The sequence below is a fragment of the Tropicimonas isoalkanivorans genome, assembly GCF_900112335.1.
Taxonomy (GTDB): domain Bacteria; phylum Pseudomonadota; class Alphaproteobacteria; order Rhodobacterales; family Rhodobacteraceae; genus Tropicimonas; species Tropicimonas isoalkanivorans.
Genome location: NZ_FOLG01000007.1, coordinates 82,014 through 108,833, shown reverse-complemented (window position 1 = coordinate 108,833; position 26,820 = coordinate 82,014). Strand labels below are relative to the sequence as shown.

General features: G+C 65.2%; 27 protein-coding genes. 15 read left to right on the top strand and 12 right to left on the bottom strand.

What is annotated here, in order from left to right; genetic code table 11:
* The first annotated feature begins 15 nt into the window (after positions 1-15).
* On the top strand, positions 16-1,416 hold the full coding sequence (locus tag BM075_RS12910) for a trypsin-like peptidase domain-containing protein (protein ID WP_093361101.1): 1,401 nt from the start codon (positions 16-18) through the stop codon (positions 1,414-1,416).
* Positions 1,417-1,528: 112 nt separating this feature from the next.
* Positions 1,529-3,208 carry an ABC1 kinase family protein gene (locus BM075_RS12905; RefSeq protein ID WP_218152855.1) on the top strand — a complete coding sequence of 560 codons (1,680 nt, stop codon included), beginning with the start codon at positions 1,529-1,531 and terminating at the stop codon, positions 3,206-3,208.
* Between the two features lie 130 nt (positions 3,209-3,338).
* Here BM075_RS12905 and BM075_RS12900 read toward each other — a convergent pair whose 3' ends face one another.
* Positions 3,339-4,841 (bottom strand): DUF2125 domain-containing protein, encoded by a 1,503-nt coding sequence (locus tag BM075_RS12900; RefSeq protein WP_093361100.1) that lies wholly within the window; start codon positions 4,839-4,841, stop codon positions 3,339-3,341.
* A gap of 229 nt (positions 4,842-5,070) precedes the next feature.
* On the opposite strand from BM075_RS12900, the gene BM075_RS12895 reads away from it, so the two are divergent.
* Together BM075_RS12895 and BM075_RS12890 are read left to right on the top strand one after the other, a co-directional pair.
* Entirely contained in the window at positions 5,071-5,826 is a 756-nt protein-coding gene (locus tag BM075_RS12895) for an SDR family oxidoreductase (RefSeq protein WP_093361099.1), read from the top strand.
* Complete coding sequence (locus tag BM075_RS12890) at positions 5,823-6,440, top strand: enoyl-CoA hydratase/isomerase family protein (protein WP_093361098.1); 618 nt, start codon at positions 5,823-5,825, stop codon at positions 6,438-6,440. Before BM075_RS12895 ends, BM075_RS12890 begins: the two co-directional genes overlap by 4 nt.
* A gap of 24 nt (positions 6,441-6,464) precedes the next feature.
* On the opposite strand, the gene mscL is transcribed toward BM075_RS12890, so the two are convergent.
* The gene (gene mscL / locus BM075_RS12885) at positions 6,465-6,866 is read right to left on the bottom strand and encodes a large-conductance mechanosensitive channel protein MscL (RefSeq protein WP_177208349.1); all 402 of its coding nucleotides are present in this window, start codon (positions 6,864-6,866) and stop codon (positions 6,465-6,467) included.
* A 92-nt stretch (positions 6,867-6,958) separates the two neighbouring features.
* On the bottom strand, positions 6,959-7,273 hold the full coding sequence (locus tag BM075_RS12880) for an HNH endonuclease family protein (protein WP_093361096.1): 315 nt from the start codon (positions 7,271-7,273) through the stop codon (positions 6,959-6,961).
* Between the two features lie 100 nt (positions 7,274-7,373).
* On the opposite strand from BM075_RS12880, the gene BM075_RS12875 reads away from it, so the two are divergent.
* Positions 7,374-8,552 carry a TIGR03862 family flavoprotein gene (locus BM075_RS12875; protein WP_093361095.1) on the top strand — a complete coding sequence of 393 codons (1,179 nt, stop codon included), beginning with the start codon at positions 7,374-7,376 and terminating at the stop codon, positions 8,550-8,552.
* Between the two features lie 36 nt (positions 8,553-8,588).
* Here BM075_RS12875 and BM075_RS12870 read toward each other — a convergent pair whose 3' ends face one another.
* The 5 genes from BM075_RS12870 to BM075_RS12850 form a co-directional block, all read right to left on the bottom strand.
* Positions 8,589-9,176, bottom strand: a complete 588-nt coding sequence (locus BM075_RS12870) for a glutathione S-transferase family protein (RefSeq protein WP_093361094.1) — start codon at positions 9,174-9,176, stop codon at positions 8,589-8,591.
* A gap of 105 nt (positions 9,177-9,281) precedes the next feature.
* Entirely contained in the window at positions 9,282-10,313 is a 1,032-nt protein-coding gene (gene holA / locus BM075_RS12865; protein WP_093361093.1) for a DNA polymerase III subunit delta, read from the bottom strand.
* Positions 10,310-10,783, bottom strand: a complete 474-nt coding sequence (gene lptE, locus BM075_RS12860; RefSeq protein WP_342741250.1) for an LPS assembly lipoprotein LptE — start codon at positions 10,781-10,783, stop codon at positions 10,310-10,312. The genes holA and lptE overlap by 4 nt, the downstream gene beginning before the upstream one ends.
* Before the next feature lie 10 nt (positions 10,784-10,793).
* On the bottom strand, positions 10,794-13,367 hold the full coding sequence (gene leuS / locus BM075_RS12855) for a leucine--tRNA ligase (RefSeq protein ID WP_093361091.1): 2,574 nt from the start codon (positions 13,365-13,367) through the stop codon (positions 10,794-10,796).
* A gap of 87 nt (positions 13,368-13,454) precedes the next feature.
* Positions 13,455-13,946 (bottom strand): DUF3576 domain-containing protein, encoded by a 492-nt coding sequence (locus BM075_RS12850; protein WP_093361090.1) that lies wholly within the window; start codon positions 13,944-13,946, stop codon positions 13,455-13,457.
* Between the two features lie 240 nt (positions 13,947-14,186).
* On the opposite strand from BM075_RS12850, the gene BM075_RS12845 reads away from it, so the two are divergent.
* From BM075_RS12845 to BM075_RS12835, 3 genes are all read left to right on the top strand, one after another.
* Positions 14,187-15,425 carry a porin gene (locus BM075_RS12845; RefSeq protein ID WP_093361089.1) on the top strand — a complete coding sequence of 413 codons (1,239 nt, stop codon included), beginning with the start codon at positions 14,187-14,189 and terminating at the stop codon, positions 15,423-15,425.
* Between the two features lie 103 nt (positions 15,426-15,528).
* On the top strand, positions 15,529-17,013 hold the full coding sequence (locus tag BM075_RS12840) for a tetratricopeptide repeat-containing sulfotransferase family protein (protein ID WP_177208339.1): 1,485 nt from the start codon (positions 15,529-15,531) through the stop codon (positions 17,011-17,013).
* On the top strand, positions 17,003-17,656 hold the full coding sequence (locus BM075_RS12835; RefSeq protein WP_093361087.1) for a YggS family pyridoxal phosphate-dependent enzyme: 654 nt from the start codon (positions 17,003-17,005) through the stop codon (positions 17,654-17,656). Before BM075_RS12840 ends, BM075_RS12835 begins: the two co-directional genes overlap by 11 nt.
* Before the next feature lie 57 nt (positions 17,657-17,713).
* On the opposite strand, the gene BM075_RS12830 is transcribed toward BM075_RS12835, so the two are convergent.
* Both BM075_RS12830 and ribA read right to left on the bottom strand, forming a co-directional pair.
* The gene (locus tag BM075_RS12830; RefSeq protein ID WP_093361086.1) at positions 17,714-18,208 is read right to left on the bottom strand and encodes a L,D-transpeptidase family protein; all 495 of its coding nucleotides are present in this window, start codon (positions 18,206-18,208) and stop codon (positions 17,714-17,716) included.
* Entirely contained in the window at positions 18,205-19,287 is a 1,083-nt protein-coding gene (gene ribA / locus BM075_RS12825; RefSeq protein WP_093361195.1) for a GTP cyclohydrolase II, read from the bottom strand. Before ribA ends, BM075_RS12830 begins: the two co-directional genes overlap by 4 nt.
* A gap of 164 nt (positions 19,288-19,451) precedes the next feature.
* Here ribA and BM075_RS12820 point away from each other — a divergent pair, with 164 nt between their 5' ends.
* Both BM075_RS12820 and BM075_RS12815 read left to right on the top strand, forming a co-directional pair.
* Positions 19,452-20,138, top strand: coding sequence for a response regulator transcription factor (locus tag BM075_RS12820; RefSeq protein WP_093361085.1), 687 nt, complete (start codon positions 19,452-19,454; stop codon positions 20,136-20,138).
* Positions 20,139-20,301: 163 nt separating this feature from the next.
* The gene (locus BM075_RS12815) at positions 20,302-20,745 is read left to right on the top strand and encodes an SRPBCC domain-containing protein (RefSeq protein ID WP_342741249.1); all 444 of its coding nucleotides are present in this window, start codon (positions 20,302-20,304) and stop codon (positions 20,743-20,745) included.
* Between the two features lie 47 nt (positions 20,746-20,792).
* On the opposite strand, the gene BM075_RS12810 is transcribed toward BM075_RS12815, so the two are convergent.
* Positions 20,793-21,287 carry a hypothetical protein gene (locus BM075_RS12810; protein ID WP_093361084.1) on the bottom strand — a complete coding sequence of 165 codons (495 nt, stop codon included), beginning with the start codon at positions 21,285-21,287 and terminating at the stop codon, positions 20,793-20,795.
* A 138-nt stretch (positions 21,288-21,425) separates the two neighbouring features.
* Between BM075_RS12810 and BM075_RS12805 the strand changes: the two genes are divergently transcribed.
* The 4 genes from BM075_RS12805 (at position 21,426) to BM075_RS12790 (ending at position 24,066) form a co-directional block, all read left to right on the top strand.
* Positions 21,426-22,214, top strand: a complete 789-nt coding sequence (locus tag BM075_RS12805) for an exodeoxyribonuclease III (RefSeq protein ID WP_093361083.1) — start codon at positions 21,426-21,428, stop codon at positions 22,212-22,214.
* Positions 22,215-22,280: 66 nt separating this feature from the next.
* Positions 22,281-23,204: a tetratricopeptide repeat protein gene (locus tag BM075_RS12800; protein WP_093361082.1), complete on the top strand. Its 924-nt coding sequence runs from the start codon at positions 22,281-22,283 to the stop codon at positions 23,202-23,204.
* Between the two features lie 26 nt (positions 23,205-23,230).
* Complete coding sequence (locus tag BM075_RS12795; protein ID WP_093361081.1) at positions 23,231-23,872, top strand: LON peptidase substrate-binding domain-containing protein; 642 nt, start codon at positions 23,231-23,233, stop codon at positions 23,870-23,872.
* Between the two features lie 41 nt (positions 23,873-23,913).
* Positions 23,914-24,066 carry a Trm112 family protein gene (locus tag BM075_RS12790; RefSeq protein WP_093361194.1) on the top strand — a complete coding sequence of 51 codons (153 nt, stop codon included), beginning with the start codon at positions 23,914-23,916 and terminating at the stop codon, positions 24,064-24,066.
* Between the two features lie 15 nt (positions 24,067-24,081).
* On the opposite strand, the gene BM075_RS12785 is transcribed toward BM075_RS12790, so the two are convergent.
* Positions 24,082-25,311, bottom strand: a complete 1,230-nt coding sequence (locus BM075_RS12785; RefSeq protein WP_093361080.1) for a UbiH/UbiF/VisC/COQ6 family ubiquinone biosynthesis hydroxylase — start codon at positions 25,309-25,311, stop codon at positions 24,082-24,084.
* A gap of 315 nt (positions 25,312-25,626) precedes the next feature.
* Here BM075_RS12785 and BM075_RS12780 point away from each other — a divergent pair, with 315 nt between their 5' ends.
* Positions 25,627-26,811, top strand: coding sequence for an aminotransferase class I/II-fold pyridoxal phosphate-dependent enzyme (locus BM075_RS12780; RefSeq protein WP_093361079.1), 1,185 nt, complete (start codon positions 25,627-25,629; stop codon positions 26,809-26,811).
* Positions 26,812-26,820 lie beyond the last annotated feature (9 nt).

The window sequence follows — 26,820 nt, the reverse complement described above, 5'->3', positions numbered from 1 at the left end:
AAGGAGCCAGACTCGATGCGTCGCGTCGCCCTGTTGTGCCAGTCCTTCGTCCTTGCCACCGCCTGTTCCCTGGCGCCCCTCGCCGCGCAGGAGGCGCGCCCGCCCGATAGCTTGGCCGAGATGCAGCTCTCCTTCTCGCCGGTGGTGAAGCGCAGCGCGCCTGCGGTTGTAAACGTTTACGCCTCATGGGTGCAGAACCTGCGCACGAGCCCATTCGCCGACGATCCGTTCTTTTCTCAGTTCTTCAACGGCGCCGGGCGGACGGTGCCGCGGGTGAAGAATTCCCTCGGCTCCGGCGTGATCGTGGCCGCCGACGGGATCGTCGTGTCGAACTACCACGTGGTGGAGGAGGCGACCGACATACGGGTCGTGCTGGCCGACCGGCGCGAATACGCCGGCGAGGTCGTCCTGTCGGACAAGGAGGCGGATATCGCGGTGATCCGACTGGACGGCGCGGAGGACCTGCCCTCGCTCGACTTCGCCGATTCCGATGCCGTGGAGGTGGGCGATCTGGTGCTGGCCATCGGCAATCCGTTCGGAGTCGGTCAGACGGTGTCGAGCGGCATCGTTTCGGCCACCGCGCGCAGTTCGGCCGTGGCGACCAACGGGCCGGGCTACTTCATCCAGACGGACGCACCGATCAACCCCGGCAACTCCGGCGGTGCGCTGGTGGACATGCATGGCCGGCTCGTCGGACTGAACACCTCCATCTTGACCCGGTCCGGCGGCTCCAACGGCATCGGTTTCGCCATCCCCGCGAATCTCGTTGCTCAATACGTGGCGCAGGCGCGCAGCGGCAATGGCGACTTCCTGCGGCCCTGGGCGGGTATCGCGGTGCAGCCGGTGGACGGCGGGCTCGCCTCCGCCCTGGGTCAGATCCGGCCAGAGGGTGTGCTGGTGACCGAGTTGCATCCCCAGAGCGGCTTTGCCGCCGCGGGCGTTCGCCCCGGGGACGTCCTGCTCAGCATAGACGGGCTGCCGGTGAACGCCGAGGCCGAGATGAACTACCGCTTGCTGACCCGGGGACTCGGCAAAAGCGTGCATGTGCGCGCGTTGCGGGACGGCGCGGAGCGCGATCTGGAGATCGAGGTTGGCCCTCCACCCGATGGCGGGATGTCCGACCCCGTCCGAATTGGTGGCCGCGGACCCCTCGACGGGCTGCTGGTGGCGGAAATCACACCCCGGCTGATCGCGGAGCTTGACTTGCCGCTGTCGTCCAGCGGCGTGATCGTGCTGCGCGCCGAAGGCGTTTCTGCCCGCTTTGGCCTGAGGCCGGGGGACACGATCCAGAGTGTGAATGGCGCGGAGGTCCGCACAGCCGCGGAACTGAGCCAACTTGCCTCCGGCGACCCGCGCGGATGGGAAATCGAAATCGGCCGCGGCGCGCAGACGCTCGTGCTGAGGGTGCGCGGCTGAGGCCAACGTCCGGGCGGCCATGGACCCTCGGCCAGCAAACGGCTAACAAGCCAAGGACTTGTGACTCGGTCGGTCTCGCCCGGCCAGCCGCGCAGCGCCACCGAGGTGTTCCTTGCCCAGCACGCCCGCCTCCCCCGGCGAATTTCGCCGCCTGACCGAACTCTCCATGATTCTCATCCGCTACGGGTTGGGAGACTTTCTGCGTTACGCCGGCGTCGACCAGATCGTCGAAAAAGCGGGCGAGCTTCTGCACAGGAGCGATGCGGAGCGTATCGCCGACCGGCCCGCACCGGAGCGCCTGCGCTGTGCGCTGGAGGAGATGGGCCCAACCTTCATCAAGCTCGGCCAGATCCTGTCCACGCGGGTGGACCTGCTGCCGCCGGACTACATCCACGAGTTGGAGAAGCTGCGCGACCATGTGCCGACGCTTCCCTTCGAGAACCTGGTGACCGAGATCGAAGCCGAACTCGGCCGCCCCTTAAGCGAAGTCTTTGCTCGGATCGACACGGTCCCGCTGGCGGCTGGCTCCATCGCCCAGACCCACCGCGCCCAGCTTCCCACCGGCGAGGAGGTGGTGGTCAAGATCCGCCGCCCCGGCATTCGCGGTGTGATCGAGGCGGATCTACGCTTGCTCCGGCGTCTCGCCCGGTTCGCTGCGCGGCGGTTCGACGATGTCGCCCGGCTGCACCCAGAGGCGATCCTGAGGGAATTCGCCAACTCGATCCACGTCGAACTCGATTTCGCTATCGAAGGACGCAACGCCGAGACAATTGCCAAGAACTTCGAGGGTGACCCTGCGATCTCCACGCCGAAGGTCTTTTGGGACTGGACGAGCGAACTGATGAACGTCCAGGCCTTTATCGACGGCGTTCGGGGCAGTGACCCGGCGGCAGTGGACGCGGGTGGTTTCGACAAGCGGGAGATCGCGCGGCGAGGCGCCAATGCCGTTCTGAAGATGATGTTCGAGGACCGGTTCTTCCACGCCGACCCGCATCCCGGGAACGTCTTTTACCTGTCGGGCAACCGGCTCGTCTTCATCGATTTCGGCATGGTGGGGCAACTCTCTCGCCAGCGGCGGGACGAGATGGTGGATCTGCTTTACGGGATGGTGGAGCGCCGCCCGGACAAGGTGACCGAGATCCTGCTCACCTGGGCCGACGCCGACGAGCGGCAGAACCTGGCGCTTGAAGGGCGGATCGACGCTTTCATCGACCGTATCCATGGGGTTGCGCTCGACCGGCTCGATATCGCGTCGCTCACCCGGGACCTGTTCTCGGCCATGCGGGACCACAACCTCGCGCTGCCCTCCGACCTGACGCTTATGGCCAAGGCATTCGCCTCGCTCGACGGGATGGGCCGGCAGCTCGATCCGGGGTTCGACATGGTGGCGGAGGCCCAGCCCTTCCTGCGCCGGCAAATGATGCGCCGATATGCGCCGGACCGTGTCCTTCGCAAGGCGAAGGATGGGGCCGCCGAGGGGGTGGATCTGGTGACGGGGCTGCCGCGCGATCTGAAGAAGCTGCTCCAGATGGCGCAGCGGGGGCAGCTCAACCTTGGAATCGACGTGGTCCGGATGGAGCGCTACCTCGACCGTTTCGACCGGTCGGTGACGCGGGTCTCCATGGCCATCGTCACGGCGGCGCTGATTGTCGGCTCCTCCATGGTGATGAGCTTTTCCGGCGCGAAACTCCCCGTAGGCCTCTCGGTCTTCGCCATGCTCGGGTTCGCCGGCTCGGTCATCGGTGGCTTCTGGCTGATCTACACGACGTGGCGCGGTAACGGGCGGCGTTAGGCCGCCGCACCCCACATTCCTTTTGGGAGCCGCCGTCGAATGGCTTCACCTGTCACGGAACGCCCCGCCGGCGATTTCCGCAGGCGGGGCGTCACGTGTCACGTTCGCCGGCCTCGCGGGCCGCACGGTGTCAGAACGGCAGTGGCGCGCCGTTGATGAGGATCGTCCCTTTCCCATCGATGGAGATCTCGGAAAGGAGTTCGTCCGGCCCTTCGCCCGGCTTGGCGAACATGCCGGTCATCATCCGCACCATCATCAGCTGTTCGGCGGGGATCAGGCCGACCTTCGAGAGGTTCTCTATCAGTGCGTTGCCCCCGACGAGCTTAAAATTGGCTGTCCCTTCGGGGCGCTGCATCTCGGCCGGTGTCGCCTCGGCCGCGTCGGGGAAGGTGAATGCGCCCTCGCCGGTCAACTCCGCCCCCGCGATGGAGAGTTCCAATGCGTTGAGCGTGACGCTTTCCAGTTCACCGGGCGTCTCGGCGGACATCATGGCCTGCTCGTCAAAGATGTCGACGGTCCAGCGACCGGCCCCCGTCAGGTCCAACACGAGCGTCGCCGGATCGCGCGGAAGCACGCCAGCCGGATCGACCATGGACCAGACTTCCTCGCCGACGCTCAAATCCTCCAGCGCAATCCGCATCGCGAAGGGCGCTGCGGTGTCTTTCGGCTGCGTCGGAATCTCGAACGTCGTGGCGCTGCGACCGATCTGCGCCGTAAGCTCGGGCACCGGAATCTGACCGCCCGATGCCGTTACCTCAAGGCCCTCGTACGTCACGTCGTAGCGCATCTGGTCTGCGTCCAGCGAGAACACGGCGTTGCCACCCGTCATGCTGCCATTGGCCGTCATCGTCTCGGTACCGTCGTCGAGGTCCAAGTTGAACGTGACGGGCCCATAGGTTGCCTCACCCGCGCTCGCAAAACCGTCGGCCAGCATCTTGCCCACGTCGCCATCGGGATCGGGAGCCATATTGCGACCGCTGCTGCGGGAGGTGATGTCCTTCACCGTTGCGTTCAGCTTGATGGTGCCGTCGCCCTCGGGGTCGTCCATGGACAGGTCGAACGTAGAGCCGGCTGCAGACAACTCCGTGGCAACGGACCCGGGCTCGGCGTCTCCGGAGGTATCGTTCCATTCAACGTCGTCGAGGCTGAGAAGGAGGTCCATCGGGACGTCCTGGTCGTTAACCTTGAAGTCGTCCACCGTCAGTTGCATCGACGGCGCCGCGTAGTCGAAGGATGCCCCGCTTCCCGCGTCTGTCCCCGTCATCGTCGCGTCCGTTTGAGTCACGGTCATTGCAAGGTCGAGCTTGTCGCCGGCCTCGTCGATCCCGTTCACGGTCATCGGAATGGTGTCGGGGACCGTGATGTCGACGCTGCCGTCGTCCTGCTCGTCGAAAACAATATCGCCCAAGGTGCCGACCACGGTCATCTCGTCGAATTCGGCGGTAAGGGTCACGCCGCTGACGGTCAGCTTCCCGTCCATGGTCGCCTCGCCGGAACTGGTCATCGTCTGACCGTAGCGTTCCGCGGCTGACTGCCAGCTCTCCCATGCCTGTTGCGCCGTCAGGCTCCAGCTCGCGTTTGCGGCGGTCACCAGTGCGACGACGGAGACGCCGCCCATGATCCATTGTTTCATTGCGACACGACCTTCCTTGTAAAAACCTTGCGCCGACCTTCCGTCAGGGTCAGCGTGTGGTCAAGGGCGGGCGCAGCGACCGCATGGGCAAGCAGCACGTTTCGCCCCGGCTCGGCCAGCTTCCACACTTGGCGGACGTGCCCGTCAAATATGCGATGCAGTCCCCCCTTTCGCCTCGTCGAAAAAAACGGCATTCGGGGAGGGCAGGGTGCAGAAGGGAGTGCAAGCCATGACCGACATGACCGGGAAGGTCGCGCTGATCACCGGGGCAAGCCGCGGCATCGGCGCCGCAACGGCGCGTGTGTTTGCGCAGGCCGGCGCCAGTGTCGCGCTGGTCTCCCGAAGCAACGAGGCGCTGGCCGAATTGGCCGGCGAGATCGGCGAGACGGCGCTGGCCATCCCGTGCGACATCTCCCGGTACTGGGAGGTGCAGGCGGCGGTGAGCGCAACTGTGCAGACCTTCGGGCAGGTGGACGTTCTGGTAAACAATGCCGGCGCGATCGAGCCGATTGTTCACATGGCGGATGCAGACCCCGAGTCTTGGGGGCAAACGATCGACGTGAACCTGAAAGGCGTCTTCCACGCGATGCGAGCGGTTCTGCCGGTCATGCTCGGCCAGGGCAGCGGGAGCATCTTGACCGTCAGCTCCGGCGCGGCCCACGGCCCGGTGGAGGCCTGGAGCGCCTACTGCGCGTCCAAGGCCGGGGCGGCGATGCTGACCCGCTCCGTCGACAAGGAATATGCGCACCTGGGCATCCGCGCTATCGGCCTCTCGCCGGGAACCGTGCAGACGGAGATGCAGAAGGTCATCAAGGAGAGCGGCATCAATCCGGTCAGCAAGCTGGAGTGGTCCGATCACATCCCGCCCGAGTGGCCGGCACGGGCGCTCCTGTGGCTGTGCGGCGTGGAAGCAGACGAGTTCGAGGGGCAGGAGGTCTCGCTGCGCGACGAGGCGATCCGCCGCCGGGTGGGGCTGATCGAATGATCGAACTGCGGCGGGACGAGGCGGTCTGGACGCTTACCCTGAATCGGCCGGACAAGGCCAATTCCCTCACGCGGGAGATGTTGAGCACCATCGAATCTGTTGCCGCCGAGGCGGAGCAGGCCTGCATTGCGGCGCTGGTGCTGACCGGCACGGGCAAGGTCTTCTCCGCCGGGGCCGATTTGGACGAAGCGCGCGCAGGCCTGGCCACCGACGGCGTGTGGGAGCGGGTCAGCGGGCGCATCGCCGCTCTGCCGTGCCTTACGGTTGCGGCGATGAATGGCACACTGGCCGGGGGTGCCTTTGGAATGGCACTGGCGTGCGACCTTCGTATCTGTGTGCCGAGCGCGAAGTTTTTCTATCCGGTGATGAAGCTCGGCTTCCTGCCGCAACCCTCCGATCCCGTCCGAATGTCGGCTCTGGTCGGCCCGGCGCGCACCAGCATGATCTTCATGGCAAGCCAGAAGGTCGACGCCGCCACCGCCCTCTCCTGGGGGCTAGTCGACCAGATCGTCGAACCGGAGGACATGGACGAAGCCGTCGAGGCCCTGACGGAGGCCGTTCGCGCCGCCCCGGCGGAAATCAGGAATGGGATCAAGCGCATGATCCCACGCTAGCAGGGCATTCACCCGCCGTCGTGGTCAGGGCGCGGGGCGGGATGTCAGGGCATCGCGGATCTCGATCAGAATGTCTTTCTCGGTGTGCTCCGGCTCGGCAAGCTCCTTGGGTCCCATTGCCATTTCCTGCACCCGGTTGACGCCCCTGACGAGCAGGAAGACGACCCAGGCGATGATCAGAAAATTGATCACCGACATGATGAAGCTGCCATAGGCAAAGGTCGCGGCGTGCTCCCCTTCGCCCATCCGGACCGCCAGTCCGGAAAAGTCGACCCCGCCCGTGAACAGCCCTATCAGCGGGTTGATGAGGTCTTCGACCAGCGAGCTGACGATGGCTGTAAACGCGGCCCCGATTATTATGCCGACGGCCATGTCCATGACGTTGCCGCGCGCAATGAAAGTTTTGAATTCGTTTAGCATTTTCAGTCTGTCCCCGATAATTCGCCCTGCTTGGACGAGGGCATGCCCAGTTATGGCCCAGCCTGTGATTCTGGTCACCCAAAACCTTCGGCGCGTGCTCAGCGCCGCCGGCGCGGCCCCGGGGAGCGGGCGTGGAAGTCCGGCGGCCTGCGCGAGACCCACGCGATGAACTTCGCCAGACGCGGATGGTCCCGCAGGGCGTCGATGGAGGCGTAATCGCGCGCTAGTTCGGTCTCGGTCAATGTCGCGTGGATCTCGTTGTGGCAGATCTGGTGCAGGCGCACCGTCGGCCCGCCCTTGCCGCCGCGCAGCTTCGGGACGAGGTGGTGCAGGCTCTGGCGGGCGTGGCGCGGAATTGGCCGGCCACAGAGGGGGCAGAGTGGGTCGCTTGGGTTGTCCGGTCTGTCGGGCACGGCGGCGCGTTGGGTCCTTTTCGTTTGGCGGCAACCGCTTGTTGTCGCCGGTGGTCTGAAACAAGATGGCGCGCGCGTCGACCGTGGGCAAGGCGAGGGTATGGAGCAGGTACAGGCACTGGTGGTGGGGGCAGGCCCTGCCGGGCTGATGGCGGCCGAGATGCTGGCGGATGCCGGAGCGCAGGTCGTCGTCTGCGAGGGCAAGCCCTCTATCGGCCGCAAGTTCCTGATGGCTGGGAAGTCGGGCCTGAACCTGACGAAGTCCGAACCGCCGGAGCGGTTTCTGGCAGCCTATGCGGAGGCGGCCCCTCACCTGGTCCCGATGCTCGCCGAGTTCGGGCCGCAGGATGTATGCGCCTGGGCCGCAGCGCTCGGTCAACCGGTTTTCACCGGCTCCACTGGGCGGGTCTTCCCGGTGGCGATGAAGGCGTCTCCGCTGCTGAGGGCGTGGGTGAGGCGGCTCACGGGAAAAGGCGTGGAGGTAAGGACCCGCTGGCGCTGGCGGGGGTGGCGTGACGATGCGGCGCTCTTCGAAACGGCGGACGGCGAACGCGCCTTGGCGGCGCGGGTCACGGTACTCACTCTCGGCGGAGCGAGTTGGGCGCGCCTTGGATCGGATGGGGCATGGGCGCCGGTCCTTGCGTCGGCGGGCATTGAGCTCTCGCCTTTCGCGCCGGCCAATGCTGGGCTTGAGGTGGCGTGGAGCGCCCCGATGGCCCGGCATTTCGGCGCACCGTTGAAGGGGATCGCTCTGTCGGCCGGTGGCCTGCACACGCGCGGAGAATGCGTAATTTCGGCGCGTGGCCTGGAAGGGGGAGGGATATACTCTGTCTGCCGCGGTGTGCGGGAGGGGGCGCCGCTGTGGCTCGATCTGCTTCCTGACTGGTCGGCGGAGAAGGTGGCCGCGGAACTCGCGCGCCCGCGCGGTCGGCAGAGTTTGAGCAATCACCTGCGCAAGGTCCTGCGGCTCGATCCGGTGCGCATGGCGCTCCTTATGGAATTCGGCAGGCCATTGCCGGGCGAGGCGACGGCCCTGGCCGCCTTGGTCAAAGCACTCCCGATTCGGCACGCGGGCTTGCGCCCGCTCGACGAGGCGATTTCGACCGCCGGCGGTGTTCGATGGGAGGCGGTCGGCGCAGGGCTCGCGCTAAAGGCGCGACCGGACGTTCACGTCGCAGGTGAGATGCTGGATTGGGAGGCGCCGACGGGAGGCTACCTGTTGACAGCCTGCCTCGCGACAGGCCGATGGGCTGGGAAGGCCGCGGCGGTGGGTCTGTAAGGCAGCACATTCGCTTGCCCTGTACCTCCGAGGCGGTCAGCGCGCCATGGCGCGTTTCAGCGCCGGACGGGACCGCATTCGTTCGAGATACTGCGCAAGGCGGTCCTGCGTGATCGGGAAGCGCGCAGCATCGGCCCAGTCGCCGCAGTGCGTGAGGATGATATCCGGTACGGTCATCGTCTCGCCCATCAGGAAGGGCCCCTCCGACATGCGTGCCACCAGTGTCTTTTGGCTGTGCTGGAATTCCCATCGGAGGCTTTTCTTGATGGCGGCCTCCCGCAGGTCTTCAGGCAGGATGAAACTGTGCCGCGCCGACATCCACAAAGCGGCATCGAACTCGTCGAGCAGGAACTGGGTCATGCTGTCCTGCCGGGCCCGATCCAGTGTGCCGGCCGGAAAGGTCAGTGCTCCGTGGCGGTCGGCCAGAAAGGCGAGGATAGCCGTCGAATCCGTGATCGGCGTGCCGTCGGCGACCAGAACCGGCACCTTACCGGCGGGATTGAGCGATATCACATCCGGGGAGCGCGGTGGCGCCGGGAGGTGCTCGTAATCCAGGCCCAACTCCTCGAGCATCCAGAGCACGCGCAACGCGCGGCTCTCCACACTACCCACCACCGTGTACATGTCTCGTCGCCTCCCCTCACGCGCGCCAGTTGGGTGGCGCGTCGGAGCAGGCTGTCACGCGGGCGGGCGAGGGTAAAGGGCAAGTTGCCCGGCGTTCGACGGTGGTCAGGTGCGTGCGGACCGGAGCCAGGCCAGCCGGATGAACAGCCGTTCCACCAGCGCCATCTGTGGCGCGGTCTGCCCGGCGGAGCGCAGGGCGAGGTCGGTGTCCACCAGCAAGGGCAGGGCGCGTTCCAGACGGCGCAGGCCCCAGTCCTGGGCCTGGCGGATCATCCGGTCCCGGCGCGGGCCGAATACCGGCGGTCGCTGGCGGGCGAGGCCGGCGGCCGGCCCCTTCGGATCGGCGGCGGCGGCATGAAGCGCCCGGAAATGCCGGGAGGCGGCAATGATCAGCCCGACGGACGTTTCGCCCTGACCGGATAGCTTCTGCATCAACGGACCGATTCTGGCGGTTTGCCCCTCCGCCACGGCGTGCAGTAAGTCGTCGGTCGCCGCTTCGATGGTGGCGGGGGCGAGGTCGGCCACTTCCGCGCCTGTGAGCGGCGTGTCGTCTCCGATCTTGTAGAGCGCGATCTTTTCAAGGGTTTGCCGAAAGTCGCCCGGATCGAGAGCCCGTGCCAGCGATTCCAGGTCGGCCATTGCATCGGGAGCGGTGCGCGACAACCCGGCGCGCGCTAGTTCAGCCTTGATCTCGCCGCGCGTGGGCGGGTCGTCGTAAATGGCGGCCGCGAAGGCGTTGGCGGCACCTTCGAACAGCTTTCGCAGCTTCGAGCGCGCAGGCAGTTGCCCGGCGGTAGCGACGATCATCGCATCGCCCGCCTGCCAGTCTTCCAGTGCGGCCTGAAGAGCGGGCGCGCTGCCCTCGTTTGCGTCGTCCACCAGCACGGCGCGCGGGCCGGGAAAGAAGCCGACCGCCTTCGTCGCATCCAGAAGCGCGGCCGGGTCGCGGCGCAGATCTCCGCCCGCAATGCGCGTCAACCGCATCTCGGCCTCGCCCTCCGCCCCGATCAGCGCCGCGACAAGATCCTGCCGTTTCAGGGCGACCCGCATCGCGTCGGAGCCGTAGATCAGGATGCCCGCGCGCTTCGGGTCCGGCTTGGAGAAGAAGGCGTTTGCGTCCCTCGGCGCGAGCTTCACGGCAGCCAGCTCCCCGCGCCTGCCGTCAGCCGTGCGACGATCTGGTCGGCGAGGATCACCATCAGCCGTGCCCGGGCGTCGTTCTCGGAGGCCCGGGTGGCGACGGTGGTGCCGATGGCGGAGTAGGAGGTGAAGCTGTCGACCTGACCGCTCGTCAGAACCTTGCCGGTCGCGCGTTCGGTGAGCCTGTAGCGGACCACGCCGATGAGCTGGTAGCGCAGCGTTTCCTGATCCGGCGTGATCGCCAGACCCTCGCTTTCCGTCACGATGTGGTAGCTTAGAATATACGGTGCGGCGTCGGAGCTGCGCCCAAGGCGATCCTCGAATTGGGCAACAAGCTCATATCCGTCTCGGCTGTCGGGAGCGTCGGCGCGAATCTGTCCGTAGAGCCGTTCGCCGACGCCTCCCGGCGCGTAAACAGGCGTGAAGCCGCAGCCCGCGAGCGCGGCGGCCGCGAACGCGGCAATCATGCTTCTACGATCAGACGACCACATTCACGATCCGCCCAGGCACCACGATCAGTTTCTTCGGCTGGCCGCCATCGAGCGCCTTCACCACCGCGGGATGCTCCAAAACCAGCGTTTCGACGGCGGCCTTGTCGGCGTCCGCCGCCACTTCGAGCTCGCCGCGCCGCTTTCCGTTGATCTGGATCGGCAAGGTGACACTGTCCTCCACCAACAGGGCCGGGTCGGCCTTGGGCCAGGCCGCCTGGGCCACCAGCCCTTCGCCCGCCAGCAACGACCAGACCTCTTCGGCCAGGTGCGGGGTCATCGGCGACATGAGTTGCGCCATGGTCCGCATCGCCTGCGCCCTCGCCCCCGCGCTCGCCTTGGATTTCGCGATGGTGTTGGTGAAGCCATAAAGCTTGGCGATCGAGGTGTTGAAGGCGAACCCCTCGATCCCCTCGGTCACGTCCGCGATGGCGCGGTGGGTTGCGCGCTCCAGCGCGGCGTCCTCTGCACCCCCCTCCGGGGCGCCCGCGTCCTTCAACTCGAAGGCAATGCGATAGACCCTGCCCAGATGCTTGAACGCGGCTTCCGCGCCGGCCGCGGTCCACTCCACGTCCCGCTCCGGCGGGCTGTCGGACATGACGAACCAGCGTGCGGTATCGGCGCCGTAGCTTTCGACGATGGCGACGGGGTCGACAACGTTCTTCTTGGACTTCGACATCTTTGCGGACGGTATTACTTCCACCGCCGCACCGGTGTCCCGCAGGAAGACACCGTCGTCGCGACGCTCCACGTCTTCCGGCAAGTGGTAGACGGGCCGGTCCTGAGCGTCTCGCGTCTGGTAGATCTCGTGCGTGACCATGCCCTGGGTAAAGAGGGCCTCGAAGGGCTCCTTGCAGCGCTCGGGCAAATGACCGGTCAGGTGCATCGCCCGGGCAAAGAAACGGGAGTAGAGCAGGTGCAGGATCGCGTGCTCGATGCCGCCGATATACTGGTCGACGTTCATCCAGTAACCGGCCTCGGCCATGTTGGTCGGCGTTTCGGCGTGAGGCGCGGTGAAGCGCGCGAAGTACCACGAACTGTCCACGAAGGTGTCCATCGTGTCGGTCTCGCGCTTGGCCGGGGCGCCACACTTGGGGCAGGGCACGTCGCGCCACGTGGGGTGCCGGTCGAGAGGGTTGCCGGGCTGGTCGAAGCTGACGTCGTCGGGCAGGCGGACCGGCAGGTTCTCGCGTTTTTCCGGCACCGTGCCGCACGTGCTGCAGTGGACAACCGGAATCGGGCAGCCCCAATAGCGCTGGCGGGAGAGGCCCCAATCCCGCAGGCGGAACTTGGTCACGCCGCGGCCGACGCCTGAGTCTTCACAAAATGCGATGGCAGCGTCGATTCCCTGCGAACCGGTCTGCGCCTCGTCTCCGGCAAAGCCCTTTACGTAACTCACCTTCTCGGACTTCTGCGGCACATAGGCGTCGCCGCCGTCATCCGGCGCCACGAAGCCCTCGGCGTCGAGCGGCTCGAACGTCGAGACCACGGGAAGGTCGTACTTTCGGGCGAACTCCAGGTCGCGAGCGTCATGCGCCGGACAGCCGAAGATCGCGCCAGTGCCGTAATCCATGAGGATGAAGTTCGCGATATAGACCGGCAGTTCCCACGCCGTGTCGAAGGGGTGTCGGACGGTCAGCCCGGTGTCGAAGCCCCGCTTCTCGGCAGTCTCCAGTTCTTCTTCCGAGGTCCCCATGCGGCGGCACTCGGCGTTGAACGCGGCAATCTCGGCGTTGTCCTTTTCCAGCGCCTTTGCCAACGGGTGGTCCGGCGATATGCCGACAAAACTCGCGCCCATCAGCGTGTCCGGCCGGGTGGTATAGACCTCGACCCTGTCGAATCCGTCCGGGTCGTCGACCAGCGAGAAGGCAAATTGGAGGCCGCGGCTCTTGCCGATCCAGTTGGCCTGCATAAGCCGCACCTTCTCCGGCCATTTCTCCAGCCCGTCGAGGGCCTCCAGCAGCTCTTCGGCGAAATCGGAGATCTTGAAGAACCACTGGGTCAGCTCACGCCGTTCCACCAGAGCGCCGGACCGCCATCCACGGCCGTTCTCCACCTGCTCGTTGGCGAGCACCGTCATGTCCACCGGGTCCCAATTGACGACGGCGGCCTTGCGATAGATCAGGCCTTCTTCCAGCATGTCGATGAACAGGCGTTGCTGCTGGGCGTAGTATTCCGGGTCGCAGGTAGCGAACTCCCGCGTCCAGTCGATTGACAGGCCCAGCGGCTTCATCTGGGCGCGCATCTCGCGGATGTTGTCGTAAGTCCAAGTCGCCGGATGCCCGCCGGAGGCCATGGCGGCGTTCTCCGCCGGCATACCGAACGCGTCCCAGCCCATCGGGTGCAACACGCTGAACCCGCAAGAGGATTTGTAGCGCGCGATGACGTCGCCCATGGTGTAGTTGCGCACATGTCCGATGTGAATGCGCCCCGACGGGTAGGGAAACATTTCCAGCACGTAATACTTGGGCCGTTCGGGATCGTGGACGGCCCGGAAGCACTCCGCGTCGTCCCACGCGGCCTGCCACTTTGGTTCGATTTCAGACGGAATCAGGCGGGACATCGCGCTACCTCGGCTCACGTGACTTCAGGCGTTGCGCGGCTTGATAAGGGCGGGGTGCGCCAGCGTCCAGTGCGCGAATTGCTCTGCTCAGAGTTGAGAGTGGGCGATACGGATCTGTCGGGCGCGGGTAAGGATGGCGTCCTCGACGGCTCGTACGGTGTCCGGATCGGCCGGGCCGGACCGGGTGGCCAGAGCGACCTTCAGCGACCGGGCGTCCAGCGCCGGGTCCGTCACATAGACCGTGGCGCGATACGCGCGGCCCCCGCCGGGCGGGGTGCCGTAGCCGGTCACGATCACGCCGGAGAAGGGATCGATCCGCTGGATCGGCAGGAAGTTCAGGACGTCGAGCGACGCATTCCAGAGGTAACGGTTAACCTCGAGCGTGACGTTCGGATTGTCGGCGTCCGAGAACAGGTCCCAGATCGTGTCCCGCTCCCGCCCTTCGTCGTCTACGCGCGGGTTGAACTCGTCGGGTACGTTGCCGGAAGGATTCCTGGAAAACGGGTTGCCGCCGCACGCTGCCAGAAGGACCGCCAGGCTCAGTGCAGCGGCTGTCCGCGTCACACGCTGAAAAGTCATTCCGTACCCGCCCTTTCGTGTCCTTTCCGCATGGTCTAACGGAGGCGGCTTGGCCTCACAAGTCCCCAGGCGTTCGGCAGGCTTTTGCTACTGTGGCAAAGCTGCACCAAAACGCGCGGCCGGCCGGCCCAGTCTTAACGGCGCCTTGCATTCAAGCACCTGCGGAGCGAGACAGTCCACATACCCAGCTCGGGCCAAAACCGGGTTGCGGTGCACCTTTGAGATACACGAGGGAAAACGATGAAAAAGGTTCTTCTTACGTCGACCGCACTGGTCGCGTTCGCGGGCGCCGCGGCCGCAGAGGTCACCCTGAGCGGGTGGGCTGAAATGGGTGTCGTCGGTGGTAAAGACGTCGAGTCGCAGTTCTGGAACGATGTCGACGTTGACTTTACGATGACCGGTGAGGCCGACAACGGTCTGACCTTCGGCGCGAACGTCGATCTCGACTCCGCTTCTGATCTGGGCAACCACACGGGCGAAATGGAAGACGTCGAAATCTTCTTGAGCGGCGAATTCGGCACCGTGACGATGGGCGATACCGACGGCGCGCTTGACTGGGCGCTGACCGACGCCGCCGACTGGGGCAACCCGGGCACGATCGACGACTCCGAGACCGCCCACTGGGGCCGTCAGGACACCTACCTGGACGGCATCTACGACGGCCAGATCTTCCGTTACGACTACACCTACGGTGACTTCGGCTTCGCCCTGTCGCTGGAAACCGACGACCGTTCGGACACCGTTCTGGAAACCGAGTTCGGCGACGTGGACCGCAACGACCTGGCCTGGGCCATCGGTGCGAAATGGACCCCGGAACTGGGTGCCGGTACCCTCAAGCTCGGCATCGGTTACCAAGAAGGTGATCAGGGCTCCGTCGGCTTCGGCCTGACCGACGCCCAGGTTGACCAACTGTCCAACGAATTCGCCTCTGCGTTCTTCGATCTCGACCCGCTTACCCTCACCGAGCAGGAAGCTGGCTTCATCGAAGCATTCGACGGCGTCTTCGGTTTCGACGCGAACACCGGCGAGTCCGACGAACTGCTCGTCGCGCTTGGCGATGACGTGTCGGTTGCCGGTATCTCCGCCGGTTACGAGATGGACAACGGCTTCTCCTTCGGCGGCAGCTACTCCGACTGGAGCGGCGACGACCTGGATAGCGGTTCCTTCTGGGGCATCGGCGCCGGCTACGCTTGGGAAGCCTTCTCGATCTCCGTCAACTACGGTGAGCACTCCTTCGAGTACGAAGGCGGTTCCGGGCTCGACACCTCGGGCTACGGCGTTGCCATGGGCTACGACCTCGGTGGCGGCCTTTCGATCCTCGCCGGCTACGGCAAGTCGGAAGCTGACCTGAAGATCAAAGGCTCGTTCCTCGGCTACGACCCGATCCTGGAAGAGTTCACGGACACCGTGTACGACGTCAACGAGACGTTCGACACCGAGTTCGACACCTGGTCGCTCGGTCTGAAAATGGACTTCTGATCTCTGGATCGGATATTCTGCAGGAAAGAGCGGGCACTTGCCCGCTCTTTTCTTTTTGGGCGTCGGGATGATAGCTGAGGGGGCCATTATCCCGGAGCCGGTCATGCTTCCTCTCAATCCCGCTCGTGCCCCTGCTGAATACAAGCGCGCGCTCGCCCTGCAGCAGGCGGGCCGTTTGGAGGAGGCACGTGCTGTCTACGCCGGCATCCTCGCGGTTGTGCCGAAGAGCCCGGAAGTCCATTTCAACATGGGCCGAATCGCGCAACGCCTGGGCCGCCCCGACGACGCAGTTCGTCACCTCACGGCCGCCCGTGCCCTGAAACCCGCCGAACCCGCAATCCTTGCAGCGTTGTCCGAGAGCCTTTTGGCTGCCGGGCGGGGGGAGGAGGCGCTTGCTACCTACGAGTCGCTGATTCAGAAGGCGCCGAAGGATGTGCGCTACAGGATCGATAAGGCATTCCTGTTGCAGCGGCTGGGCGACTTCGATGCGGCCGAGAAGGAACTGCGCAAGGCACTCAAACAGGCTCCAATGCGCGGCGACCTCTATCGGCTGCTGGCGGCCAACAGGAAATTCAAACCGGGCGATCCTCTGATCGGCCAGATGGAGAAGGCCTACCGCGACAAGCGTCTCACTGGCGGTCAGCGCGTCCAACTGGGGTTTGCGCTCGCCAAGGCAATGGAAGATACGGCCCAAACCGACCGTGTCTTCAGCTATCTCACCCCCGCCAACGCGGAGATGAAGGCTGCATACCGCTACGATATTGCCGCGCGTCGGGCCGAGGTCGACGGGCTCATTCGGGCATTCGAAGGCTACGATTTCACCGCCGCCGCCGGAGGCCCGGACGACTTCGCTCCGATCTTCGTGACTGGCCTGCCGCGGTCTGGCACGACGCTGGTGGAGCAGATCCTCGCCAGCCATTCCCAGATCACCGGGGCTGGGGAACTGCCCCACGCGGTGCGGCTCGCCTACGGCGTCCTCGGCAAACGCGGAGGTGGATTTCGGGCGATGGCCGACGTGTCGGCGGACGACATCGCCCGGTTGGGCTGCGCTTACCGCGACACCCTGCGCCGCATCGTGAACTTCGACCGGGTTGTCACCGACAAGTCGATTCAGTCGCATATGGTGATGGGACTGCTGAAGCAGGCCATTCCCTCGGCGCGTTTCATCGTCGTGCGCCGGGACCCGCGTGACATGCTGTTCTCGATCTACAAGAACATGTTTGCAGAAGGCACGCACCGCTACGCCTATGATCTCGCCGACTTGGCTGGGTACTATGCCTGCTTCCTGAAAATCCTGGAGTTCTGGCGCAGCGTCTTTCCCGGCGGCTTCCACGAGGTGCATTACGAGGATCTCGTGGCAGACCCGGAGGGCCAGAGCCGGGCGCTCGTGGCGGCGGCTGGCGTGCCGTGGGAGGACAGCTGTCTGTCCTTCCACGAGGCGCGGGGCGAAGTGCGCACGCTTTCCGTGAGCCAGGTGCGTCAGCCGATCTACCGCAGTTCGGCGCAGGCCTGGCGGAAATACGAAAAGGAACTGGCGCCATTGATCGAGGCGCTGGACCGCGAGGGAGTTTTGCCGGATGGGGCTTGAGGACATACAGGCACGGACTGCGCGCGCGGAGTCGGAGGCAGGGCGAACGGCGGGGGCGGTCACGCTCATCGCGGTGTCGAAGGTGCAGCCGCTGGATCGCGTCGAATCGGTGCTGGAGGCTGGCCATCGTGTTTTCGGGGAGAACCGGGTGCAGGAGGCGCAGGGGAAGTGGCCAGAGTTCCGAGAGCGGTTCGACGGGGTCCAATTGCACCTGATTGGCCCGTTGCAAACCAACAAGGCGCGGGCGGCGATGGAGTCGTTCGACGCGATTCATACGTTGGACAGGCCGAAGCTGGCGGGAACGTTGGCACGGCTGGCACAGGAAACGGGGCATTGCCCGCCGCTCTTCATACAGGTGAATACTGGCGAAGAGCCGCAGAAGGCGGGAGTCCTGCCGAGCGAAGCGGACGGATTCATCAAGGACGCTCGCGCTCTCGACTTGCCGGTCACCGGGTTGATGTGCATTCCACCGGTGGACGAAGAGCCGAGCTTGCACTTTGCGCTGCTCGCGAAGATTGCGGAACGCAATGGGCTGGAAGGGCTCTCCATGGGGATGAGCAGCGATTTCGAGCAGGCGATCGCGCAGGGGGCGACCCATGTGCGGGTCGGTTCTGCGATATTCGGAGCGCGCGATTACGGTTGACCGCGCGACGATACTCTCTTGCTTCCGGCGGGGATATTTTCCGACACAAAAAGCGGTTCAGGGCACGATGAGACGGGTGCCGGGGGCAATCCGAGCTGCGATCCAGAGCAGGTGATCGCGGCGGAAAGCGATACATCCTTCGGTCGGGTGACGTGGTTTGCGCCAGGTATGGAGGAAAATGGCGGAGCCCCGTCCGGGTGTTGCGGCAGGCCAGTTCCAATCGGTCAGAAGAATCACATCGTAAAGTGGATCCGGGCGGCGCAGGCATTCGTGGCCAAAGGGGTGCGGAGCCCGTACGAGATGGTTGTAGGACGGATCGCGCGGGTCATCGGACCACAGGTCGCCCAGCCGGATATTCCGGGCCCAAGTGCTTGGCGGCGTGAGCCGGTCCGCGCGGTAGAGCATTCCGACGATATGATGCGTGCCCCTTGGCGTTGCGCCGTCGCCCTCACGTTTATCGGATCGGGCGCCGCCGCGCCCGATGGCCGCGGGAAATGTGCGACCTTGGAATCGGACGCCGCGCTGGGTCAGGACGAGGTCGAAGGGGCTCACAGCAGGTGGCCGGACTTGGCGGCTTTTGTCGCAAGGTAGGCGGCATTCTCCTCGGTATGGCCGACCTTGAGCGGCACGCGTTCGGTCACGTCGATTCCCTGCGCCTGCATCATGGAGATCTTCGCCGGGTTGTTCGTCATCAGCCGGACGCTGGAGAACCCCATCTCCCGCAGCAGGGCAGCGCCGATGCGGAAGTCGCGCTCGTCGTCTTCGAAGCCGAGGCGGTGGTTGGCCTCCACCGTGTCAAACCCCTGATCCTGAAGGCTGTAGGCGCGCATCTTGTTCGCCAGACCGATACCGCGTCCCTCCTGGTTAAGATAAAGCAGCACGCCGGCGCCCTCCTCGCCCATGGCGGCGAGGGCGGCGTGAAGCTGCGGGCCGCAGTCGCACTTGAGCGAGCCGAGCAGGTCGCCGGTAAAGCAGGCGGAGTGCAGTCGGGCCAGGACAGGTTTGGCCCGGTCAGGATGGCCGATTTCGACCGCGTAGTGTTCTTCCCCGCCATCGTCGGGGCGGAAGACGTGCAGGTGGCCCGCGCCGGAAAGCGCCATGGGCAAGCGGGCGGAGACGACCTGCTGGAAGTTTGCCGCGTCCGCCGGAAGGCCGTCGGTGGCCAGATCCAGCGTGGTCAGGTCCAACGCGTCAGCAGAGCCCGGGTCGGGCAGTGGGCAGAGCAGGACGGCGGGCAGCAACCGGGCCTGTTTGGCAAGGGCTATAGCCGCCCGGTGAAGCGCGGCGGAGCCCTCGCGCTCGGTGCGAAACGGCCCCTTCATCGGCTCGGCGAGATCGTCGGCAGGGTCGGCCACCGATTGCGCCCAGGCGAGGGTGGCACCACGGGGAAGAGCGATGCGGGCAAGATCCCCGTCATACGGGCGGGCCTTCAGCGTCTCGGCGCGGCGAGCGGTGACGGCAAGAACTGCCCCTGGGCTCGCAGTGAGTTGGGCAAAACGCTCCGGCGAGAGGCTTTCCACTGCCGCGACCAGCGCCGCCTGTTCGCCTAGCCTCAAATGCACCGGTACACCCATGCGCAGGTCGGCGCGGGCACGGGCGCGGCGTTCGGCGGGGCTGGGGGACAAGGGCATGGCGGCTCGCTCGGTTCGGGGCGGAGGGTTACCACGATCCAAATGGTGCAGGAAGATGAAACATATCCGGTCCCGCACACACATCGGCGTGATAATCTTGCAGCAATTCTTGCCGTTCACGTCAACCGCACGCATCTGCCGATCAACGAACGGAGGGTTTCGACATGGGCACGTTGAAGAAAATTCTGCTGGTCGACGACGAGGAAGATTTGCGCGAAGCGTTGAGCGAACAACTCGTGATGACCGAGGATTTTGACGTCTTCGAGGCTGCGTCAGGCCATGAGGCGATGGAGAAGGTGAAGGCGGGTCTGTTCGACCTCGTGATCCTGGATGTGGGTCTGCCGGATACGGACGGTCGGGAGTTGTGCCGGCTGATGCGCAAGCAGGGGGTGAAATGCCCGATCCTCATGCTGACCGGTCACGACAGCGATGCCGACACGATCCTGGGGCTGGACGCGGGCGCCAACGACTACGTGAGCAAGCCGTTCAAGTTCCCGGTGCTTCTGGCGCGGATCCGGGCTCAGCTTCGCCAGCACGAGCAGTCGGAGGACGCCGTGTTCCAGCTTGGCCCCTACACCTTCAAGCCGGCGATGAAGATGCTGATCGACGAGAGCGAACGGAAGATCCGGCTGACGGAGAAGGAAACCAACATCCTTAAGTTCCTCTACCGGGCGTCCGAGGGGGTCGTCGCGCGGGACGTGCTGTTGCATGAGGTCTGGGGCTACAACGCCGGGGTTACCACGCATACGCTCGAAACGCACATCTACCGCCTGCGGCAAAAGATTGAGCCGGATCCTTCGAATGCGCGCCTGCTCGTGACGGAATCAGGTGGTTACCGGCTGGTTGCATAGGACGCAGCGGTCAGGGAAGCGTTAACCATTTTAAAGTAGCGTATGCCTGCGCTGCCCGATTTCGGGCGCCGGATCTTCCCTGTTGCACTGGCCCGGGCTTCTCGCCCGGGCTATTTTTTGCGCCGCAGCAAGGCATTCACGGCCCATGTCGAAAGAAGTGCGCATGGACCTGTACCTGGAGACTGACCTTCGCCTGGACCGGACCCTCGCCGTTCCGCGCGCGGTTGTCTGGGTGTGCTGGACGACGCCGGCGCATTTTTCACACGATTTCGTCCCCAAGCCTCACAAGGTTACCGCGCGTGACATCGACCTGAGACCCGGGGGACGGTTCAACACGACCTTCAAGGTGGCCGGCACCGATTGCGAAAATCACGGAATGCTTCTGGAAGTGTTGGACGGCGAGACGCTGGAGCTTACAGACGGGTACACTGAACGCTGGAAGCCTACGCCGGAGCCGTTTCTGACGGTGATACTGTTGCTCTCCAACAGTACACGGCGACTTCTCGGCATCGCACGCCGGAAGCGCGGCAAACGCACACGGCCAAGGGATTTTTGGACGATTGGGGCACTGTCGCCGACCAACTCTAATCCTCCGTTAAGGAGCTGATCGCCTAACGCGGCAGTTGAGCCGGAGCGCTGCCGATGGGCCAGCGCTTAGTTGGCCGGTGGCAGGGTCGCCTTGAAGCTCACGTCGAGCGTGGCATCCGGCTCCTCGGTCGAGCTCACGACCATGTTCGCCTTCGTCAGGGCTGCCGAGAGATTGCCGGTAACGGCAATGTCCGACCCCTGCCGCTGGAAATCCGTCACGGTCAGTTCGAGGTTTTTCCCGGAAGCGGTCAACTCGGTATCGCCCCGATCCAGCAGCACCTCCGCCGCCGTCACTTCGGGTTCATCGTCGTTTGTGAGGCTGAGGGAGACGGTCAAACGCGGCGAAGGATCGGCCTCCTCCGGGGCAGCGACGAAACGGATCGACGTCGATGCGCCGTCGTCGTGCCAGGCGCTATCCGTTTGGGTGCCGCGGACGGACCAGGCCAACACGGTAAGGTCCAGCGTGCCTCTGACACGGCCCGCATCATCTTCCTGCGCGGGCGCTTGGCTGGCGCAGATCAGGGCGACGGCGAGAAGGGGCGGCAGAAAACGGGCGGCCATCAAGGAATCCTTTGGTAGTGGTCGTCCGGACCATAACACCGGTCCACGGGGGATCGTTCCCCCCCTTTCACGCACTGGCCATTCTCTGCCGACCGCCTTAAGCCTGTGTCGCATCGACCAGCCCGAGGACCGCGCTCCATGCCCTTCACCATCGCCACCTGGAACATCAATTCCGTCCGACTTCGGGCCGATCTCGTGACGCGGCTGATGCGGGATGAGGCTCCGGACATCCTGTGCCTGCAGGAATGCAAGTGCCCGTTGGAGAAGCTCCCCACCGAGATATTCGCAGAAGCGGGGTACGGGCACATAATCGCGCGGGGGCAGAAGGGTTACAATGGCGTGGCCATCCTGTCGAAGATGCCGATCGAGGATATCGGGGACCGCGATTTTGCGGATCTGGGCCACGCACGCCATATCTCCGGCAAACTGGAGAACGGCGTGGTCATCCACAACTTCTATGTGCCAGCAGGCGGTGACAAGCCGGATCGCGAGATCAACGTGAAGTTCGGCCAGAAGCTCGATTACCTCACCGCGATGCGCGATTGGTTCCGGGACCACCGCCCGGAGAGGGCGATCCTCGTGGGCGATCTGAACATTGCCCCGCGTGAAGACGATGTATGGAACCACAAGGCGCTTCTGAAGATCGTCAGCCATACCCCGATCGAGGTTGCGCATCTGGCGGATGTACAGGATTCGGGCAGGTGGGTCGACGTGACCCGGGCGGACATTCCGGAAGGCAGGCTCTACTCCTGGTGGTCGTATCGGTCGCCGGATTGGGACGCCGCGGACAAGGGACGGCGGCTCGACCACATCTGGGCCACTCCCGATATTGCCGGCGCCGCCCATGGAAGTCGGATCCTGCGCGATGTCCGCGGCTGGGAGAAACCGTCTGACCATGCCCCTGTCTTCGCCACCTTCGACCTCTGAGGCGCCCTTGCAAGGGGGGCGACGATACGCCATCTATCGCCCAACCCATTGACGAGGAGCCTCCAAATGCTGGAATCTGGCCAGAATGCCCCGCAGACCGCCGCCGCCGACCTAATCAAGGACGGGACCGAAGCGACCTTCATGGCCGACGTGGTCGATGCCAGCCGGGAGGTGCCGGTCATTGTCGACTTCTGGGCAACCTGGTGCGGCCCCTGCAAGACGTTGGGTCCAACTCTTGAAGCCGCTGTGCAGGCCGCCGGTGGTCGGGTCAAGCTGGTCAAGATCGACGTCGACCAGAACCAGCGCCTGGCGCAGATGCTGGCGCAACAGGGTTTGCCGCTCCAATCCATTCCGACCGTCGTTGCCTTCTATCAGGGGCAGGTGGCCGACATGTTCCAGGGTGCCCTGCCGCAATCGGAAGTGAAGGCCTTCATTGAGCGCGTCGCGGGTCTGGCCGGCGACGGTGGGTTGGCGGAGGCCGTGGAGGCTGCCGAGGGGATGTTGGCCGACGGCGCCGTGGTCGACGCGGCGCAGACCTTTGCCGCCATCCTGGGCGAGGACCCGAACAATGCCGCAGCCTACGGCGGGCTGGTCCGCGCACATCTGGCACTGGGCGAAACGGAAAAGGCGGAGGAATTCTTGGCCGCTGCTCCAGCCGAAATCGCCAACGCGCCTGAGGTCGAGGCCGCGCGTGCCCAACTGGCCCTCTCCAAGCAGGCCGCGGATGCAGGCCCGCTGACCGAATTGCGCGCGGCCGTCGATGCGGATCCGGCCGATCATCAGGCCCGGTTCGACCTTGCCACCGCGCTTCATGCGAGCGGCGATACCGAGGGCGCTGTCGCCGAGTTGCTGGAGCTTTTCCGCCGTGACCGCGAGTGGAACGACGGCGCCGCGAAGTCTCAGCTCTTCACCATTTTCGATGCTCTGAAGCCCACGGATCCGATTGTCCTGAATGGCCGCAGAAAACTGAGCTCGATGATATTTGCCTGACGGGCCGTTCCGGCTACCTTGAGGCTATGTTTGCAATAACCGATCTGCCGGATACGATCCCGCTGTTCCCACTGCCCGGCGCTTTGCTGTTGCCGCGCGCCCGGCTTCCGTTGCACATCTTCGAGCCGCGATACCTCGCAATGCTCGACGATACGCTCAAGACGGAGCACCGGCTGATCGGCATGGTGCAACCCCGCGAGGGGAGCGCGAAGGGCGGGCTTCAGTCGATCGGCTGCGCCGGACGGCTGACTGCGTTTTCGGAAACCGAAGATGGTCGGTATATGATTACGCTGGCCGGGATGTCCCGGTTTCGCATCCTCTCCGAGTTGGAAGGGTTCACGCCCTATCCGCGGGCCGACGTCGCCTGGGACCGATTCGAGCGCGATATCGGGCCAACGGAACGCGACGAGGGATTCCGCCGCGTGCCCTTCCTGGACCTTCTCGCGAGGTATTTGGAGGAAAAGGGTCTCTCCACCGATTGGGACAGCCTGAAAGAAGCCGACGACGAGCTTATGCTCAACTCGCTTTCGATGCTGTTGCCGTTGAGCGTGGGAGACAAGCAGGCCCTTCTGGAGGCGCCCACGCTGACCGACCGGCGGGAGACACTGACCGCGCTCCTCGAATTCTCGCTCCATTCCGGCGACGACGGAACCGAGGTGATGCAGTGAGCGACGACACCGCGTCAAAGGGCGCCGCTTTCGACCGCAAGATGCTGGAGGCGCTGGTGTGTCCGCAGACGCGCACGGTCCTGTCCTACAACGCCAAGCGGCAGGAACTGGTGTCGCGGGCGGCGCGGTTGGCGTATCCCATCCGGGATGGCATACCCATCCTGGTCATCGACGAAGCGCGCGTTCTTGAGTGACGCCGGCCTGCCGCGTCAGGCCGGCTTACCCTTTAAAAGGTTCGGCACGTCGCCGGACACGCCCGCCGCTTCCCGGATGAATGTCCGCCGCAGGGCAGGGAGCTTGTCGATGATCCCCATGCCGAGGCCGCGCCCTATCCGAAGCAGGGGATTGTCGCTGGAAAACAGCCGGTTAACCGCGTCCATCCCGAAGGCCAGCGTCGCGCGGTCGAAGCTGCGCCATTGGCGGTAGCGGTCGAGCACGAGAATCGAGCCGATATCTTCGCCCCGCCGGCGCGCATCGGCCAGCACTTGCGTCAAGGTCGCCACGTCCGCCAGACCCTGATTGAACCCCTGTCCCGCAATCGGGTGCACGCCTTGGGCCGCATCCCCGATGAGGGCCACCCGGTCCTTTACCGTCTGGTTGGCCATCGTGAGATTGAGGGGGTAGCGAAAACGCTTCCCGGCGAGTTTGATATCGCCCAGGAAATCGCCGAAGCGCGGGCGCAGCGCGGCGAGGAATCCTTCATCGTCGAGGCTGGAGATATGCTTTGCCGTTTCGGGCTCTTCGGCCCAGACGATGGAGGAGCGGTTCCCCGGGAGCGGTAGGATCGCAAGCGGCCCATGGGGCATGAAGAACTGGTGCGCTGTGCCATTGTGGGGCTTTTCGTGCTCCACCGCGCAGACGAGGGCCGTCTGGCCATAGTCCCAGCCAGTGCGTTGGATGCCCGCCCGTAGGCCCACGCCGCTCTTGCGTCCGTCCGCGCCCACAAGGAGCGCGCCGGTGAGCGACTGGCCCAACTCCAGAGTCACACGGGCCTCCGTCGGGGTGATCTGCTGCGCCACGACCGTCTCGCCTGGACGGTGGGTGATCTTTGGCTCTGCCTCGATTGCCTCCAGCAGAGCGCGCCGCAGGTAACGGTCCTCCAGCATGTACCCCATCGCGCCTTCGTCCAGTTCGCCATGGTCGAAATGCATCGCAAAGGGCAGAACCGGCCCCTCGCCCGGGCGGCCGTCGGTGGTGACGATATGTTCGATGGGTTGCGCGTGCTCGGCCACCTTGGTCCAGATGCCGATGGCCGACAGAAGGCGCTGCGAGGCGAGGGCCAGAGCATAGGAGCGCCCGTCGAACCCTTCGTCGGTTCGGACCTCCCGGCTCAGGGCGTCGATCACGGTGGATGTCATGCCCGCCTGGGCACAGGCAAGCGCCAGCGCCGGGCCATTCAACCCGCCGCCGACGATCAGGATGTCGCTGTCATGTGTCATTGCGATGAGAGATACGCCTCGCGGCGGCGTTGTCCATGCGCTGCCCTGCCGCGACGGTCGGTTTTGATGGCCGTTCTGTGCAGGGCGGCTGCCGGGGAGGGGGGGCTGTCTGCCCCCCGCGCCTGGCGGCGCTCCCCCCGAGGGTATTTTCCTCCACGAGACATCCGGGGAGGGGCGGGCCGATGGCGTTGGCAAAATGCCACAAGCCACCGAGTAGTGAGACATTTTCTGGACCCGCAATCCATGCGTGGCTAATCTGTCACCAAACGGGGCAGCACGACCCCGATCCCGAGGCAGTACAGACATAGCGAGCGCATGACGTTCCCCGACAGGTTTTCGGACCTTCCCGATTACGCATTTCCGCGTCTGAGGACGCTGCTGGCCGATATCGCGCCGGCCGGCGAGGTCATAGACATGACCATCGGCGAGCCGCGCCATGCGATTCCCGACTTCGTGGGCGAGATCGTGAGCGCCAACGTCGATGCGTTCGCCAAGTACCCTCCGAACGACGGGACGCCCGAATTACGGCAGGCGATCTGCGGCTGGCTGAGGCGCCGCTATGGTGTTTCCGTCGATCCCGACACGCAGGTGATGGCTCTCAATGGCACGCGGGAGGGGCTGTTCAACGCGGCCATCGCGCTCAGTCCGGAGCGGAAGGTTGGAAAACCGCCTGCGATTCTGTTGCCCAATCCGTTCTACCAAGTCTATGCGGTCGCCGCGTTGACCGTGGGTGCTGAACCGGTATTCGTTCCGGCGACCGCCGAGACCGGATTTCTGCCGGATTACACCGCGGTGTCGCCGGAGATTCTGGACCGCGTGACGGTGGCGTACATCTGCTCGCCGTCGAACCCTCAGGGCGCCGTGGCCGACGAGGCCTTTTGGGCGCGGCTGCTGGACCTGGCCGAGCGGCACGATTTTCGCATCTTCGCCGACGAGTGTTATTCGGAGATTTACCGCACCACGCCTCCGCCCGGGGCCATGCAAGTGGCGCAGGCGCGCGGGGCGGACCCTGAGCGGCTGGTGATCTTCCATTCCTTGTCGAAGCGGTCGAATCTGCCCGGGCTCCGGTCAGGCTTTGTCGCGTCGGGGCCGGAGTGCATGACGCGCATTCGCAAGCTCCGGGCCTATGCGGGGGCGCCAGTGTCGCTGCCGTTGCAACGCGTTGCGGAACGGGCCTGGGCTGATGAGGCGCACGTGCGTACTTCGCTCGCCATCTACCAGGAGAAATACCGCCTGGCAGATGAGATCATGGCCGGCGTGCCGGGGTACGCGGGGCCGGAGGGCGGCTTCTTCCTGTGGTTGCCGGTGGACGACGGTGAGGCCGCGGCGCGCCGGGTATTTGAACAGGCGGGCGTGCGGGTAATGCCTGGCGCCTATTTCGGCCGCGAGGTGGACGGTGTGAACCCCGGGGCGGGGTATGTCCGCGTCGCGATGGTCGCAGGGATGGATGAATTGCAGCGCGGGCTTCAGGCGCTCCGCCGCTGGCTTTACGAGCAATAAGGACACCAA